The 14,961-nt window shown below is 63.6% G+C and carries 16 protein-coding genes; 11 read left to right on the top strand and 5 right to left on the bottom strand.

Annotated features, from left to right (window positions below; translation table 11 throughout):
• Positions 1–47: 47 nt before the first annotated feature.
• Positions 48–1,550, bottom strand: a complete 1,503-nt coding sequence (locus tag FZ938_RS25650; protein WP_109154872.1) for a DEAD/DEAH box helicase — start codon at positions 1,548–1,550, stop codon at positions 48–50.
• Here FZ938_RS25650 and FZ938_RS25645 point away from each other — a divergent pair.
• From FZ938_RS25645 to FZ938_RS25615, 7 genes are all read left to right on the top strand, one after another.
• Positions 1,549–2,262, top strand: a complete 714-nt coding sequence (locus FZ938_RS25645; protein ID WP_109154871.1) for an IS6 family transposase — start codon at positions 1,549–1,551, stop codon at positions 2,260–2,262. The genes FZ938_RS25650 and FZ938_RS25645 overlap by 2 nt on opposite strands.
• Positions 2,263–2,534: 272 nt before the next feature.
• The gene (locus tag FZ938_RS25640) at positions 2,535–3,215 is read left to right on the top strand and encodes a winged helix-turn-helix domain-containing protein (RefSeq protein ID WP_098736711.1); all 681 of its coding nucleotides are present in this window, start codon (positions 2,535–2,537) and stop codon (positions 3,213–3,215) included.
• Complete coding sequence (locus FZ938_RS25635) at positions 3,199–4,614, top strand: sensor histidine kinase (RefSeq protein WP_136706020.1); 1,416 nt, start codon at positions 3,199–3,201, stop codon at positions 4,612–4,614. Before FZ938_RS25640 ends, FZ938_RS25635 begins: the two co-directional genes overlap by 17 nt.
• Positions 4,615–4,618: 4 nt before the next feature.
• Positions 4,619–5,290, top strand: coding sequence for a DedA family protein (locus FZ938_RS25630; RefSeq protein ID WP_136706019.1), 672 nt, complete (start codon positions 4,619–4,621; stop codon positions 5,288–5,290).
• Between the two features lie 84 nt (positions 5,291–5,374).
• The gene (locus tag FZ938_RS25625; RefSeq protein ID WP_136706018.1) at positions 5,375–5,983 is read left to right on the top strand and encodes a phosphatase PAP2 family protein; all 609 of its coding nucleotides are present in this window, start codon (positions 5,375–5,377) and stop codon (positions 5,981–5,983) included.
• A 7-nt stretch (positions 5,984–5,990) separates the two neighbouring features.
• Entirely contained in the window at positions 5,991–6,623 is a 633-nt protein-coding gene (locus FZ938_RS25620; RefSeq protein WP_246799106.1) for a DedA family protein, read from the top strand.
• Positions 6,624–6,842: 219 nt separating this feature from the next.
• Complete coding sequence (locus FZ938_RS25615) at positions 6,843–7,196, top strand: PepSY domain-containing protein (protein WP_136706017.1); 354 nt, start codon at positions 6,843–6,845, stop codon at positions 7,194–7,196.
• A gap of 242 nt (positions 7,197–7,438) precedes the next feature.
• On the opposite strand, the gene FZ938_RS25610 is transcribed toward FZ938_RS25615, so the two are convergent.
• From FZ938_RS25610 to FZ938_RS25600, 3 genes are all read right to left on the bottom strand, one after another.
• Positions 7,439–7,840, bottom strand: coding sequence for a hypothetical protein (locus FZ938_RS25610; protein ID WP_136706016.1), 402 nt, complete (start codon positions 7,838–7,840; stop codon positions 7,439–7,441).
• A 34-nt stretch (positions 7,841–7,874) separates the two neighbouring features.
• Positions 7,875–8,669, bottom strand: coding sequence for a COG4705 family protein (locus FZ938_RS25605; protein ID WP_211101165.1), 795 nt, complete (start codon positions 8,667–8,669; stop codon positions 7,875–7,877).
• Positions 8,670–9,424: 755 nt separating this feature from the next.
• Positions 9,425–9,643: a transposase gene (locus FZ938_RS25600; protein WP_136706015.1), complete on the bottom strand. Its 219-nt coding sequence runs from the start codon at positions 9,641–9,643 to the stop codon at positions 9,425–9,427.
• Between the two features lie 300 nt (positions 9,644–9,943).
• Between FZ938_RS25600 and FZ938_RS25595 the strand changes: the two genes are divergently transcribed.
• From FZ938_RS25595 to FZ938_RS25580, 4 genes are read left to right on the top strand one after another with little or no spacing between them, the layout of a single operon-like run.
• Positions 9,944–10,483, top strand: a complete 540-nt coding sequence (locus FZ938_RS25595; protein ID WP_109154158.1) for an iron transporter — start codon at positions 9,944–9,946, stop codon at positions 10,481–10,483.
• Complete coding sequence (locus tag FZ938_RS25590; protein WP_343287128.1) at positions 10,368–10,841, top strand: cupredoxin domain-containing protein; 474 nt, start codon at positions 10,368–10,370, stop codon at positions 10,839–10,841. The genes FZ938_RS25595 and FZ938_RS25590 overlap by 116 nt, the downstream gene beginning before the upstream one ends.
• A 29-nt stretch (positions 10,842–10,870) precedes the next feature.
• A complete protein-coding gene (locus FZ938_RS25585; RefSeq protein ID WP_109154156.1) occupies positions 10,871–11,704 on the top strand; it encodes an FTR1 family iron permease in 834 nt (277 codons plus the stop codon).
• Positions 11,659–13,074, top strand: a complete 1,416-nt coding sequence (locus FZ938_RS25580) for a 4Fe-4S binding protein (protein ID WP_109154155.1) — start codon at positions 11,659–11,661, stop codon at positions 13,072–13,074. Before FZ938_RS25585 ends, FZ938_RS25580 begins: the two co-directional genes overlap by 46 nt.
• Before the next feature lie 553 nt (positions 13,075–13,627).
• Here the strand turns inward: FZ938_RS25580 and FZ938_RS25575 are convergent.
• Positions 13,628–14,959, bottom strand: a complete 1,332-nt coding sequence (locus FZ938_RS25575; protein ID WP_109154154.1) for a TniQ family protein — start codon at positions 14,957–14,959, stop codon at positions 13,628–13,630.
• Between the last annotated feature and the right edge of the window lie 2 nt (positions 14,960–14,961).

The following is a 14,961-nucleotide window of genomic DNA, read 5'->3' as shown; positions in this document are numbered from 1 at the left end:
GACCGGGACATACGGCGCCCATCCTCCATACCCATATCCCATCGGCGTCACTCCCTCGTCGCGGCGTTCAGATCAAGGGCCACCAGCCGCAGCAGGTCCTCATTTGCCATCTCGGTAAGAATGATCTCATCCGAGCCAGCGAGGAGATCATCCGACAGCCGCTTCTTCGATTCGATCAAGGCCTCGATCCGCTCCTCGACCGTGCCCTGGCAGACGAACTTGTGGACCAGCACGTTCTTCTTTTGGCCGATGCGGAAGGCCCGGTCGGTCGCCTGGTTCTCCACCGCCGGGTTCCACCAGCGGTCGAAATGCACGACGTGCGATGCCGCCGTCAGCGTTAGGCCCGAACCGCCGGCCTTTAGCGACAGGATGAAGAATGGGATCGTCTCGTCCTTCTGAAAGGTGTCGACCAGCGCCTTGCGGTTCTTCACCGCCGTATCGCCATGCAGCACCAGTCCGGGTCGCCCGAACACCCCGCCCAGGAACGACGCCAACGGCGCCGTCACCTCGCGGAACTGGGTGAACACCAGCATCTTCTCCTGGCGGGCTGCCACCACCGAAGCGATTCCTCGCAGGCGGGCCCATTTGCCGCTGTCCTCCTCGGCCCAGGCGTTGTCGCCGAGCCACTGCGAGGGATGGTTGCAGATCTGCTTGAGCCGCATCAGCGTCGTCAGCACGACGCCTTTGCGCTGGATGCCCTCGGCCTCCTGCAGCGCGTCCGCCAAGTCGGAGACTGTTTGAGCGTAAAGAGCAGCCTGCTTACGGCTGAGCGCGCAGTAGGCGGAAACCTCCGTCTTGTCGGGCAGGTCAGCGATGACGGAGCGGTCCGTCTTCATGCGCCGCAGAATGTATGGGCGCACCAACTCCCGCAGGGGGCCATAGGGATTGTGCGCCCGTTCGGCCAGGGTTTTTGTGTAGCTCTTGAACTGCTTGGCCGTTCCCAGCAGGCCCGGATTGATGACGTCGAAGATCGACCACAGATCGCCGAGATGATTCTCGACCGGCGTGCCCGTCAGCGCGATGCGCGCCCCCGCTTTGAGAGCCTTGGCCGCCTTGGTCTGCTTGGCGGTCGGGTTCTTGATCGCCTGCGCCTCGTCCAATACGATGAGACGCCAGTTCGTCCTGGCCAGTGCCGGCACGCGCAGCAGAGTGCCATAGCTGGTGATTACCAAGTCAATCCCTGCGAACTCATCTGGCGTTATCTGCCTGACCTGATCCGCCGGCATGGCGGACGGGTGGACGATCTTCGCCCTCAGGCTGGGCGCGAAACGCTCGATCTCCGCGGTCCAGTTGGCGAGCAGGGACGCCGGCGCCATCAGGAGACTAGGCTGGCCCTCGGCGTGCTGTTGGCGCTGGACCAGCAGCAGGGAGAGAACCTGGATTGTCTTGCCGAGCCCCATGTCGTCGGCAAGGCAGGCGCCCAGCCCAAGCCCAGAGAGCAGGTGTAGCCACTGCACGCCGGCTCTCTGATACGGGCGCAGCTTCCCCTGCAAAGGTACCGTCAAGTCCACAGTGGCGGTGCGGCTGGGGTACGGGTATAGGGTTGCCATGACGACGCCTCGTGACCCCCGCTACGTCGGCTACCGCTTCCCCGCCGAGGTTATCGCGACGGCGGTGTGGCTCTACTTCCGCTTCCCCTTGAGCCTGCGTATGGTCGAGGAGATGCTGGCAGCTCGCGGCATCACCGTGAGCCATGAGACGGTGCGGAAATGGGCCTTGAAGTTCGGCCGCGAGATCGCGGATCGGTTGCGTCGGCGGGCGCCACGCGGGGACGATAAATGGCACCTCGACGAGGTCGTCCTGACCATCGCCGGCAAGAAACATTATCTGTGGCGGGCTGTCGACCGCGATGGCTTCGTGCTCGATGTGCTGGTGCAGGGCCGGCGCGATGCCAAGGCGGCCAAGCGCCTGCTCCGCAAATTGCTGAAAAAGCAGGGCCGCGCGCCGCGGGTGCTGGTGACCGATAAACTCAAGTCCTACGCCGCGGCCAAGCGGACCATCATGCCGGGGGTGGAGCATCGCCAGCACAAGGGCATCAACAACCGGGCCGAGAACTCGCACCAACCGACCCGGCGACGCGAGCGGCAGATGAAGCGCTTCAAATCGGCCCGACAGGTGCAGCGCTTTCTGTCTATCCATGACCCGATCGCCAACCTCTTCCACCTCCGCCGCGACCAACGCCCCGCCTCCGACTACCGCGCCGCCCGCGCTCAGGCCTTCGCCACCTGGGCCGAAGTCGCCGGTGCGCCGCTGGCCGCTTGATCCTCCGATCTCTGGGCATCCGTGGCCGAAATGCGCCAGCCATAAGGTCGGTGCCAACGAGTTGACGGTGCCCATAGAGGGGCAGATGTCCCTCGTGAAATGATAGCGGGAAAGTTGAAGGAGCTGTTCATTCCATCCGCCTCGGGAGGTGCCCAGGTTACAAATCCGTATAGAATCAGTGACCGCCCATTAAGACGACTTCGACTATCTTGTTTGACCGGCTGTGAGGATCAGAGACGGACATTTCGAGGAGGGATCGGGGGGCTGCGCCAATGAAGATATTGATCATTGAAGACGATCCGGAAACGGCGGGCTATCTCCAGACCGGTCTGCGAGAACAGGGGCACAGCGTTGAATGCGTGGGCAACGGGCGCGACGGCCTGCTTCTCGCCGCGGGACAGCCGTTCGACGCTTTGGTCGTCGATCGGATGCTGCCGGGCCTCGATGGACTCTCGGTGCTGAAAACCTTGCGCGGTGCGGGAGTGAAAACGCCGGTGCTGTTGCTCACCGCCCTCGGTGGGATCGGCGACCGGGTGGAGGGGCTGGAGGCTGGCGGCGACGACTATCTGGTCAAGCCCTTCGCCTTTGCCGAGTTGCTGGCCCGTCTTAATGCTCTGGTGCGGCGTCCGCCGCTGAACGACGTCCCCACGGTGCTCCGGGTGGCCGACCTCGAAATGGACCTCCTGAAACGCTCCGTGACCCGAGGAGGCGCATCCATCGATCTGCAACCGCGCGAGTTCCAGCTGCTGGAGTATCTGATGCGCAATGCCGGGCGCGTGACGACCCGCACGATGCTGCTGGAGCATGTCTGGGACTTCCACTTCGACCCCAAGACCAACATCGTCGAAACCCACATCAGCCGCCTGCGGGCCAAAGTGGACCGCGGCCGCAGCAGAGAGCTGATCTGCACGGTACGCGGGGCCGGATACACCCTGAATGACGACCCTGCCTAGACTGTTCCGGACCGCCAGTTTCCGGCTGGCCGCCGCCTTCGCTCTCATCTTCGCGGTGTCGGCGCTGATACTGGGGGGAGTGGTCTATTGGACCACCCACGCGGCGTTGGAACAGCAGATGAACAGCCGGATCATGGCCGATCTCGACCGGCTCCGCGGTGAATTCCAGGCCGGCGGGCAGGCGCAGCTCGCTGCCGAGGTGCGGCGCACCGCTGGCCGTCCCGGCGCGCTGCATGAACTCGTCGCCGATGCAGGCGGCGCCATTCTGGCCGGCGATATGACGACGGTTCCTCAGCCGGGCTGGAGCACCATCGAACCGCACCGGATGCCCAGCGACGAGAGCGAACTCGTGGGGATCCGCACCCTGACGGTCCGGCTGCCGGACGGCACGCTGCTGGCGGTCGGTGACGATCTTGAATGGATAGAGGATGCCGACGAGGCGATCTTCCACGCATTTTCCGTCGCGGTGCTGGTAACGCTCGGGCTTGGGGTCGCCGGCGGCGCTCTGTTGAGCGTGGCTTTCCTGCAGCGGGTCGATGCCATCTCGCGCACGGCGGAGGCGATCATCGCCGGTGATTTGGCCAGCCGCATCCCGGTGCGGGGAACCGGCGACGACCTCGACCGGCTCTCGGATACGCTGAACCGCATGCTCGGCCGCATCGCCGATCTGATGGAGGGGTTGCGGCAGGTGTCCAACGACATCGCCCACGATTTGCGCACTCCGTTGGCGCGGCTGCGCCAGCGTCTGGAGCGGGTGCGGGCGACCGCCGCATCGACCGACGACTACGCGGTCGCAGTGGACGCGGCCCTGGCGGAAACCGACACGCTGCTGGAGACCTTTGCCGCGCTGCTGCGCATCGCCCAGATCGAGGGCGGCGCTCGACCGCCGGTTCGCGACCCGGTGGAGCTTCACGTCATCGTGGAGACAGTGGTCGAGGCCTTCACGCCCTCGGCCGAAGAGGACGGCAAGGTCCTGGTCAGTCCACGGCTCGACCCGGCGGTGGTTGCGGGCGACCGCGAATTGCTGACCCAAATGCTCGTCAATCTCGTTGAGAACGCCATTCGGCACACCCCGGCCGGAACGCGCATCGAGGTGGCTCTGGCCGCCGGTCCAGGAGTGGCGCGGCTGACGATCGCCGACGACGGTCCCGGTGTGCCGGCGGAAGAGCGCGGACGCATTTTCCGCCGCTTCTACCGGCTGGAGCGGAGCCGCACCACCGATGGCAGCGGGCTTGGTCTCAGTCTGGTGAAGGCCATCGCGGACCGTCATGAGGCGACGGTGTCCGTGACGGACAACGGCCCGGGCCTGCGGGTCTCGCTTGACTTCAATCTCCGTGACGGCTTGTCGGCCCGGCCGGCCGGGGAATGCCCCCCGGTCACGGCGCAGCATTCGAGGTGACGCGATGTCTCTCCCGCTCCACGGCCTGATTCCCCAACTTCTGACCGGTTACGGTTATTGGCTGATCGCTGGCGTGGTTGCGCTGGAGAGCATGGGTCTGCCCCTGCCGGGAGAGACGACGCTGATCGCCGGATCGATCCTGGCGGCGGCCTCCCCCGATTTCCGGATCGAGTTCGTGATCGGCGCGGCGGCTGCCGGAGCCGTGGTGGGTGACAATGTCGGCTTCCTGATCGGTCGGCGCTATGGCTACCGGTTGCTGGTGCGCTATGGGTCGCTCTTGCGGCTGACCGAACCGCGGCTGCGGCTCGGCCAGTACCTGTTCCAACGGCACGGCGGCAAGGTCGTGCTGCTCGGGCGGTTCGTGGCGCTGCTGCGGGTGCTGACCGCGCTGCTCGCCGGCGCCAACCGTATGTGTTGGCGTCGCTTCCTGGTCGCCAATGCCTGCGGCGGGCTGCTCTGGTCCATTGCGTTCGGCCTGGGCGGCTGGAGCTTCGGGCAGGCACTGGAGCGCTATCATGGCCCCCTGGCGGTCGGTGCCGGCGGCATCGCCCTGCTCGCCGGGGTCTTGGGGTGGCGATATGCGCGGCGTCATGAAGAACGCCTGCAACGTGCCGCAGACCGGGCCTTCGCCGATCCCCGCCAGTCTCCCGAACTCACCCGAACGCTCCAGCCCTAGCCTTCGGCGTCACGCGCGAAGGGCCCCACACTGCCCATCTGTCTGCCCGGCCTGTCATCGCATCGAAACAAGTGGACCTCGCTCATGGAAGCTTTGAATCGGCATCTGTTCCTCCTGCTGAACGCCCCGCCCGATCCGCAGACCATGCTTCTGCTGCTGGCGCGCTTCCTGGCGGATGACGTGGTGGTGCTGGCGGCGGCGCTGATCGCGGTGCTGTGGGTGTGGGGACGGCACAACGGGCGTTCAGCCCTGGTCGGTGCGGGCTGCGCCCTGCTGACGGCGGCCCTGATCAACACGGTGATCGGCGCTATCTGGCAGCATCCGCGCCCCTTCATGATCGGGTTGGGGCACCAGCTGATCCCACATGCGGCCGACTCGTCCTTCCCCAGCGACCATGCGACCTTCATGTGGACGATCGGGGTCAGCCTGCTGCTGCGCGGTTCCTGGCCGCGGCTGGGTTGGGGAATGATGGCCTTCGGCATGGGCGTCGCCTGGGCTCGCATCTATCTCGGTGTTCACTTCCCGCTGGACATGGCTGGAGCGCTTCTGGTCGCCGCCACCGCATCGCTGCTGGTCGTTCCGGTCCGGCCCCTGATTGATCGTCTGCTGACGCCGGCCATCGTCCGGCTTTACGAGGGAGCCGTGCGGCGGCTGCATCTGCCCGCTGCCCTATTCCCGCTGGACCGCAGGTGAGGACGTGGTGGGGCATCTTCTCGAAGCACTCGGATCGATCATCGTATCGGTCATCGCGACGCTGGGTTATCCCGGCGTCGCGATGCTGATGGCGCTGGAGTCCGCCTGCATTCCGCTGCCGTCCGAGGTCATCATGCCCTTTGCCGGCTATCTCGTCTCGACAGGACACTTCAACTTGATGCTGGTCGCCAGCGTCGGGGCGATCGGCTGCAACCTGGGATCCGAGATCGCCTATGCGGTGGGGCGGCGGGGCGGACGGCCGCTGATCCGGCGCTGGGGCCGCTACGTCCTGCTCGACGAGCATGACCTCGATCTGGCGGAGCGCTTCTTCTCCCGGCTCGGCGGCCCGGCGGTGCTGGTGGCCCGGATGCTGCCGGTTGTGCGGACCTTCATCGCCCTTCCCGCCGGAATGGCCGGGATGCCGAGGCTCCGCTTCCATCTCTACACCTTCATCGGCTCCTGGCCCTGGTGCTTCGGGCTGGCCTATGTCGGCTACGCGCTGGGAGAACGTTGGAACAGCGACCCGACGCTGCGGGACTGGATGCATCGCTTCGACATGCTGGTGATCGTCGTGATCGTAGCGGCGGTGGCCTGGTTCCTATGGCGGCGACTGCGCTCTCCGGCAAAGCCGAACCGTTGATCGACCCGGTTACATGACGGCACTCCGGTCCGAACTGGGCCGTACCGCTGGCGATCTGCCAGTCTTGGCTGCCCGATCCAGAGGGTCTGCCGCCGGTCATGGCGAGAATGCGGCCTCGATCTTACCAATCCGTATAGCGCTCGCCAAAGGCCGGTAAGTCAGCCCCGCCTAGGATTGCCTGTCACCGGGGCATGATGCCCCGCAACAGGAGCCAATCGTATGAAGACCGTCATGAAGACCGCATCCGCGATCTGTGCGGCGCTGCTGGTGGCCAGCATCGGCTACGGCGCGCAGGCCGCCCAGAAGACCCATGAAGACGCCCGTGACCTGTCGGCGCTGTCGCAGGCGAAGATCTCGTTGTCGCAGGCGGTGACCGCCGCCGAACAGGAAACCGGCGGCAAGGCACTGTCTGCCGACATCCTGCAGGAAAATGGAAAGGTGGCCTTCGGTGTCGAGGTCGCCAAGGACAAGGCGACCGAGACTGTGGTCGTGGACGCAGCCTCCGGCAGTGTTGTGAAGCGTCATGTCGCACAGGGCGATGCTGAAGAGCAGGAAGACAACGACGCCGAATGATCTTGATGACGTCTGTGTCTGGCCCGGAAGGAGACTTCCGGGCCATTTTCTTTGGATCGGCACCGGCTCCAGCGCCCTTGAAGGCATGTCGCACATGCCGGCGGCCCCCTCCCGCACAACCACCGCCGACACATCGAAAAGGCGCGATGGGAATGCCCACCGCGCCTCTTTCCTTCGGAATGTCCGGCTATTGTGTCGTCAGCCCCGTCAATCCGGCAGCCGCTGGTCGGCGCGATGGTCACTCAGCCATGTGTGCCGTTGCTGTCCATGGTATCGAGCAGGGTCGTCAAAGCCTTCTTGCACGCGGCCACCGTCGGGGCGCTATCGCGCAAAGCCGACAGTGCCCCGTCGATGGCTTTGTCGACCGCATGCCACTGGCTCGGTGCTCGGGGCTTCAGGCCCGCTTCCGCCTCGTCCCATGACGTTTCAAGATCCTTGATGCGGATCGTCGCGCCCGCAAGGTCCCCTTTATCGACCAGGGCCGCCGTATCGACGACAATCTTGCGGAAGCCCGAGATGTCGCCCAGTCCGGCAGACGCTTCGGCCTGCGAAACCGCGCCTGCTACCGGCATGAAATATGTGACTGCCACGGCACCCGTGGCAACGAGCGCAACAGCGGTGAGTGCGATCCAGGAGTGTTTCATCGACGATCTCTGCTTTGCATGAAGGGAAGGATCATCAGGCCTCATCGCCCACGGATGCATTGCGACGCTGAACAGCGGTGACGCTCACCATCGCCACCAGGGCCACGATGACGACCAGGAAGACGGCGCTGGTCATGATCGTGCCGAGACCCAGACCACCGTACTGCTGGGCCTGCGACAGGAAATCGCCCAGCGATGCGCCAAGCGGTCGGGTCAGCACATAAGCGATCCAAAAGGTCAGGATCGGGTTGGCGCCGCGGTAGTAGGCGAGCGTGACCAGCGCGATCAGCCCGCCGAAAACGAGCACGCCGAGCTGGAAACCGAGTTGGAGCGCCTCGGTCGCAAGATCGCCGGCCGCCGTGCCCAGAGCGAAAGTGAAGAGGATCGCTGTCCAGTAGAACACCTCGCGACGGCTGGTGACGATGGTGTGGATCGACAGCGTCCGTTCGGCCGCATACCAAGTGGCGAAAATCGCCGCCAGGGCCACCGCGAACACCGTGGTGCTGACGTAGAGGCTGACATTCAGGCCGTCCGTCAGCGCATCCGTGATCTGGGTCCCGACAACGCTGACCAGCACGACGGTCAACCAATAGATCCAGGGCACATAGGCCTGCGCCCGCAATTGCAGCAGCAGCGCGCCGCCCAGCAGCATGGCCATGATCGCACCGGTCAGGCCGGTCCCCAGGCCGACATGGACGGCCAGATAGTCGGCCCCGGTTTCACCCACCGTGGTGGACATGATCTTGATGATCCAGAAGATGAGCGTGACCTCCGGCACTTTGTTCAGCATACCGGCGCCGGACGCCCGTGCGTCGTGTGTCGCGTGCATTGGATGGCTCCTTCGCATGTTCGCGGTGAATTCGCGGCTCGGAAGAAGCCTAGGGTCGGCAAGGTTCGTCGGCGGTGGACCCGATGTTGAAAAATCCCAATGTCGGAAGTGGGTGCCGCCGGATCATACGCCTCCCGAAAAAACAGAGCTTGGTGGCGTCTCTTTTCCTTACCGGAAGCCCACAGAAATCATGCAAAATCCCAATGTCTGGCCGAAGGAGGTGCAGGCTTAGGTTTTTCTATTTCAGATCATTTGCATTTTAAGGATGCTACCGCTCCACAGTCCGCACCAACACGAACCATCAAAGACGGGAGGGACGGACTTACTATTTGCGGGATTATCTGGAGGATCGTGTCGACGATGCGAGGATCAGTGTTGCTCCGGCAGCCGCTTGGCAGCTTGCGCAAGGGCGTTCGGGCCGAGGTGGCCGGCCTGGATAAGGGAGCGATCGCCCCGACGCTGCCCGCTGGCGAACTGAGCGGCGGCTCATCGAACTGGAGCTAATCAAGGGCGCGAGCCATGGCAACGTCCACATGTTCGCCCGCCGGCGCAGTGAGACCAATGCCGTCCTGATCGCCATTCACGGAGACCAGCGGTGATGCCGGCGCAATGGATGACCAGTGTGCTCTGCTGGTTCTCGCTTTTGATCGATACGAAGCGCATGGTGGGGCGCTGAACGGCCGCGCAGATTGCCGGAGCGTCTGCCCAGTCGTTCTTGTAACGCTTGACGAAGGGCTTGACCGACTACATCGGCATCAAGTGGCCCTATACCCGAGCTTGCTGATTTCACGCGCACGGCGATGCCCGCGAGCGCATGCTTCCATGCCGATCACCCAGGCCGCCAAGCTGGCAAAGAACGTCAGCACTCCACCGCGGTGCAGCCGCTTGGTGAACACAATGTTGCCGCGCTCGTCCACACCATGAAGTTGGAACTCCATCTTGGCAAAATCGAGGCCGATGATCGTGGGTTCCATGGGAAGGACCTCCGCTTCCAGAAGGCCGATCCTCATCAGGTGGTGTCCCTCACCAGAAACAGGCGGCATCCATCCCAACAGAGCCCGACCGGTCACAGTTCCTGGTCCGTGGAACGTTGAAACCGGGAGCGGACATCGGTCTCACCACAGCGTTGCCACCAGGGAGAACGACGTACTGGGCGGCTTCTTACTGCGACACCATGTCGTACTATACATTTTCCCAATGTCGCGATATCCCCGTTGACCCACCGCCGCGAATGCGGATGATTTGCAATCACAAATCCAACGGGGTGTATCCACATGATGCTTAGAATCACAGTGCTGGCTTCGATCCTCCTCACGGGAACGGCATTTTCCGTTGCGGCGAAAGAATACCCTGTGGGTAAGCCGCAGACGCAAGAGGGGCTCGATGTCGCGGCTGTCTATCTGCAGCCCATCGAGATGGAACCAGCCGGCATGATGCGGCTAGCAGCCGACAGCGACGTCCATCTGGAGGCCGACATCAAGGCCACCAAAGACAACAAGAACGGCTTCGCCAAAGGCGACTGGGTGCCCGATCTGGTCGTCGAATACACGTTGACGAAGGACGGTGCGGAGGTGGCCAAGGGTCCCTTCATGCCGATGGTCGCCAACGACGGCCCGCACTATGGCGACAACGTCAGGATGGCGGGCAATGGCAGGTATCAGCTGATCCTCAGGATTTCTCCGCCGTCGGCGAACCAGCATGTCCATTTTGGTCGCCACGTGGACAAAGAGACTGGTGTCGCTCCCTGGTTCAAACCGTTCGAAGCAAAATATGACTTCGTCTATGCCGGTACGGGTAAAAAAGGTGGCTACTAATGCCATTGTCTCAAGCTGGTCCTGTCGCCTGTTTTGTGTGGCTCCGATCTTGGTCGGGGCCGTTTCCGGACTTTCCGGGCAGGCGTACGCAGGCGATCCCGTCTTCAGGATCGTCTTCGAGGACGGCAAGATGACGCCCCTGCGCATCGACGTCCCCGCCGACACGCGGATCGAGCTGCAACTCGTCAACACCGGCAAGACGCCGGCCGAATTCGAGAGCCTGCCTTTGCGTAAGGAGAAGGTCATCGCTCCGGGGGTGACCACGGACATGGTGATCAAGGGGCTCGATCCCGGCGAATACCCGTTCTTCGACGACTTTCATCCCGACGCGCCGCCTGCGGTGCTGATCGCCAAGTGACGGGCCACGCAACGAAAGGCGGGCGGCACATGTATGGAAATGTGATCTTCGTGGTGTGGCGGGAAAGCGTCGAGGCGCTTCTCGTCGTCGGCATCCTCAACGCCTGGCTCGCGGTCAATGCGCCGGAGGCTCGCCGTGCCCGTGTCTTTCTGTGGTCGGGTGCCCTCGCCGGCCTCGTCGTCGCTGGGGCGCTCGGTGGGACCTTCGTCGCTCTGGCGGATGTCCTTTCCGACACCGCTATCGGAATTTTTCGCACCGTCATGGTTCTGGTCGCGGCCAGCCTGATCCTACAGATGGTGGTGTGGATGCGACGCCACGGTCGCACCATGAAGCGGGACCTCGAAGGTGCGCTGGGAGAGGCGGTGACCACCGAAAATTGGTGGGGCGTCTTCACCCTGGCTCTCATCGCATTGACTCGCGAGGGCTCGGAGGCGGTGGTCTTTCTTTACGGCATCCTTTCCGCCGATCTCGGGGATGGGCGTCTGCCTGCCACCGGTGCGGGAGGTCTCGGTCTCCTCGCCGCATTCGCCACCTATGCCCTACTTCAACTCGGCAGTCGTCGCCTGTCTTGGAAGGTGTTCTTCCGCGTCACCGAGTCGATGCTCCTACTTCTGGCCTGCGCACTGCTCGTCTCCGGCGTCGATGGTTTGATCGATCTCGATGTTCTGCCTGCGCTTTCGCGCCGGCTTTGGGACAGCTCGTGGCTTCTGTCCGACGGCGGATCCCTCGGCGGCTTGGTGGCTGGTCTCACCGGATATCGCGCCCGTCCGATCCTGACGGAGCTTCTCGCCTTCCTTGCTTATTGGAGCTTTGTGCTATGGCTGATTGCACGACCCCGTCGGCAACGCACCGTAGCGGCCTGAAACGGGCGCTGTCCGACCTGGGTGATTGGATGGCCCGGTCGCGGCGGCTGATCATGGGAGTGCAGTGGACGGTGATCGTCATCTATGCCGTCCTGATCATCGTTCCCACGCTGCTGCCGTTGCCGACGAACGTCGACCGCATCTGGTCCCACATCACCATCTTCGCCCAATTCGTGTTTTGGGGGATTTGGTGGCCGGGCGTGCTGTTGTCGATGATCCTGTTCGGTCGGCTGTGGTGCGGCGTCCTCTGTCCGGAGGGGGCGCTGTCCGAACAGGCCGCCACTTGGTCGCTGGGTCGCGCCGTGCCGCGCTGGGTCACTTGGAAGGGGTGGCCCTTCGTCGGTTTTCTCGGCACAACCATCTACGGCCAAATGATCTCCGTTTACCAGTATCCGGCTGCCGTCCTGGTGATCCTCGGCGGTTCGACCGCCGCCGCTATCGCCGTCGCTCTGATCTGGGGACGCAACAAGCGCGTCTGGTGCCGCCATCTCTGTCCGGTTAATGGGGTGTTCGCTCTAGTTTCGAAGCTGGCGCCGGTTCACTATCGGGTCGATCGCGACGCTTGGGGGCGTTGGCGGAAGCCTGCTGACAGCCATCGTACCGTCGTCAATTGCGCACCGCTGGTGCCGCTGCGCACGCTGGACGGCAATGCGCAATGCCACATGTGCGGGCGATGCAGCGGCTTCCGCGACGCCATTGCACTCGACCACCGCCCCTTCAGCCATGAGATCGTTCACGTCGCCGGCCGTGAGGCCAAACCCTGGGAGACGGCGCTGATCCTGATCGGTCTTCTGGGTGTCGCCGGAGGCGCCTTTCGTTGGACGGGAAGCAGCCTGTTCATCGACCTGAAGATGTGGTTCGCCGAAACGCTGCTGTCGCTTGGGGCCGATCGCCTGCTCGATATGGTGATGCCCTGGTGGATTCTGACCAATTACCCTGCAAACAACGACGTTATGAGCGTGCTCGATGGCATCACGCTGTTGGCCTTCATCGGCGCGGAGGCGCTGTTCGCCGGCCTCATCTTCGCGGGCGGCCTCGTGCTCGCAACCCGCATCGCCGGCGGATGGTCGTCCGTTTGCTTCCACCATCTTGCCCAGGCCCTGATCCCGGTTTCTGCCATCGGCGTCATTCTTGGGCTTTCGATGACAACGGTGATGCTGCTGCGTACCAATGGGTTCTATCTCGGTTTCATCGACCCGCTGCGGGCCGTCCTCCTGGCCGGCGCCACCGTGTGGTCCGCTTGGCTGTCGGCCAGAATCGTTGAGCTTCATGCGACCTCCCCATCCCGCCGGCTGCTTGCTACGGGCATGATGACGATCCTGTGCATTCTCGCTGCAGTGAATTGGGGGACGCTCTTCTGGACCTTATGAGCGGGCGGCAGTCCGAAATGATGTTTCCACGCTTCATGAAGAGGTCTTCACGATCAGAAATTTAGAATCTACTGAAGGAGGGATCATATTCAACTTCTTATGGTCCCGACCACCCGCGCCGAAAGACCAATCGCTTGGTCTCGATCAGAAGTTACCGGTTTTGAAGAATCCGTTTCAACACCAGGGTCGCCGTCAGGCGCATCACCCAAGGCAGAACTTAGAGGCGTTCGTCGTGCAGCTGTTGGAATTTGCTCAGGTTGGAGTAGCGGTCCATGACCGCGAGTCACCCAGAGGGCTGGTCGCCATGAGAACGAACCCCCGGCCTCCTCGATGACCAGTCTACGGCGCGAGACGGGCCCTTGGGGCTTGAGCATGGTGGTCGGCACGCAGAGTGTGCGCAATGGGAGCTCCACGAGCGCGGGATCACCGGAAGCCAGCACGCTTATGGGGAACCAGTATGTCGATGGGCTATGCGGTAGGCAGCCAGGGCAGCCTCCGACAACCGTTGCAACGTGCGTCTCCGCACCGCTGGCGGGGCATGGCGCACAGCCAATCACTCGGGGCTCGAAAGGATCGCTTCCGCCAGACGCCGGTAATGAGCGGCATCCTGCAACCCAATTATCCGCAGCGTGGATGGTGGAGGGTCCGGTGTCTCTTCCGGAAACGGCTTGCCCGCACCTGAGCCCCCCGCCTTCTTGCGCTGAACGGAGGCTTTCCGGCCATGGTGGGCAGACCGCCTTACAGACGCTTCGCCAGCAATCGTTTCCAATCGCTGTCGCAGAAGCTCCGGCCACTTCGCGCTCTGGGCAACCAGCCAAGCCCGTTGGTCCTCTCCGAGCCAGCAGAAGAGCCAATCCAAGGAGGCGACCCACCGATACGATCCAAAGCGGGGCTCCGACACCAGAGCGCTGGTTTCTTCATCCAGCAGAAGGGCCACCACAGCGGCCAGCAGGCTTCGTCGCCGCGCCATCGGCACGCAGCATGCCCAGTATCGCAGGTCGTTTCTTGGTTTGAACTTCCCAGGCGATGGAAAAGCGTCGCTGTCGAATGCATTGATCGCATGCTCGCGAGGGTAGGCGCTCTGGCCCGCCGTCAGCGCGACAATCAAGTCTTCGGTCGCTGCGATGAACGCTGCTGGACGCGACCGCCCCATCCATCGAGCCCTGGGCGTCCGGCGGCTCAGCGCCCGACAAAGGTCCGTCTCGAAGGCCATGACCACACTCCACGCGCGGCTGGTCGGAGTGTTGTCGGCAGACGTACTGGCGGCGCCATCCTTTGGACCTGCCGTCGCATACTCATCAAGCGGACGATCGCAGGCTCCACAACACAGTCGGGTTCCGCCATCGGACGGTACAAATCGGAGGGTGCTGGCCGTTTGACAGAATGGACAGAGATGGCGCAGCGGCAGACGGTGTCGGTGACAAAAGCCAACCGCCGCATACGCCCAATGACGACGCAGGTAAGCATGCCGGCCGGCGGCGTGATCTTCGCTCAGGCAGAGATCGCACCACCCTGGAGCCAGAGCATCCGCATAGCGCTCGGTTCCGTTGGTCGGATCCAGAACACCCCAGTCCCAGGCGAACCAATGGCGCGGCCAAGTCGGGTTGGCCGTCTTCAAAGCAAGGGTCGAAAGACGGTCGACGGGAAGCCGGGCTGCCGAGGCAAGTGCAGCAATTTCCTGGTGAGCCGGCCGGTAATCCAGACCGTTCATAGTCGGCATGGTTTCCGCATCGTCACCCGGTGTGGTTAGAAGCCCCCGCAAGGCACCGCCGTCGAGGTCATATCGGCAAGCGACCCGCGACAGCCACGACGACAGCAGCTCGTCTTCCATCGGCCGGGGGGCGAGCGGCAGCACCGTTTGGGCCAGGACTGATCCCAGTGTCATCG

The sequence above is a fragment of the Azospirillum oryzae genome (assembly GCF_008364795.1).
In the GTDB taxonomy this organism is placed as follows: domain Bacteria; phylum Pseudomonadota; class Alphaproteobacteria; order Azospirillales; family Azospirillaceae; genus Azospirillum; species Azospirillum oryzae.
Note: the sequence above shows the minus strand (reverse complement) of the source record. Positions and strands in the feature narration are given on the sequence as shown.

Excerpts from the sequence above, each read along its gene's own strand:
- FZ938_RS25625 (WP_136706018.1), top strand. The coding sequence starts at position 5,375 with ATGGAAGCTTTGAATCGGCATCTGTTCCTCCTGCTGAACGCCCCGCCC.
- FZ938_RS25610 (WP_136706016.1), bottom strand. The coding sequence starts at position 7,840 with ATGAAACACTCCTGGATCGCACTCACCGCTGTTGCGCTCGTTGCCACG.
- FZ938_RS25595 (WP_109154158.1), top strand. The coding sequence starts at position 9,944 with ATGATGCTTAGAATCACAGTGCTGGCTTCGATCCTCCTCACGGGAACG.
- FZ938_RS25580 (WP_109154155.1), top strand. The coding sequence starts at position 11,659 with ATGGCTGATTGCACGACCCCGTCGGCAACGCACCGTAGCGGCCTGAAA.
- FZ938_RS25635 (WP_136706020.1), top strand. The coding sequence starts at position 3,199 with ATGACGACCCTGCCTAGACTGTTCCGGACCGCCAGTTTCCGGCTGGCC.
- FZ938_RS25645 (WP_109154871.1), top strand. The coding sequence starts at position 1,549 with ATGACGACGCCTCGTGACCCCCGCTACGTCGGCTACCGCTTCCCCGCC.
- FZ938_RS25640 (WP_098736711.1), top strand. The coding sequence starts at position 2,535 with ATGAAGATATTGATCATTGAAGACGATCCGGAAACGGCGGGCTATCTC.
- FZ938_RS25590 (WP_343287128.1), top strand. The coding sequence starts at position 10,368 with ATGTCCATTTTGGTCGCCACGTGGACAAAGAGACTGGTGTCGCTCCCT.
- FZ938_RS25605 (WP_211101165.1), bottom strand. The coding sequence starts at position 8,669 with ATGCACGCGACACACGACGCACGGGCGTCCGGCGCCGGTATGCTGAAC.
- FZ938_RS25575 (WP_109154154.1), bottom strand. The coding sequence starts at position 14,959 with ATGACACTGGGATCAGTCCTGGCCCAAACGGTGCTGCCGCTCGCCCCC.
- FZ938_RS25650 (WP_109154872.1), bottom strand. The coding sequence starts at position 1,550 with ATGGCAACCCTATACCCGTACCCCAGCCGCACCGCCACTGTGGACTTG.
- FZ938_RS25585 (WP_109154156.1), top strand. The coding sequence starts at position 10,871 with ATGTATGGAAATGTGATCTTCGTGGTGTGGCGGGAAAGCGTCGAGGCG.
- FZ938_RS25630 (WP_136706019.1), top strand. The coding sequence starts at position 4,619 with ATGTCTCTCCCGCTCCACGGCCTGATTCCCCAACTTCTGACCGGTTAC.
- FZ938_RS25615 (WP_136706017.1), top strand. The coding sequence starts at position 6,843 with ATGAAGACCGTCATGAAGACCGCATCCGCGATCTGTGCGGCGCTGCTG.
- FZ938_RS25600 (WP_136706015.1), bottom strand. The coding sequence starts at position 9,643 with ATGGAACCCACGATCATCGGCCTCGATTTTGCCAAGATGGAGTTCCAA.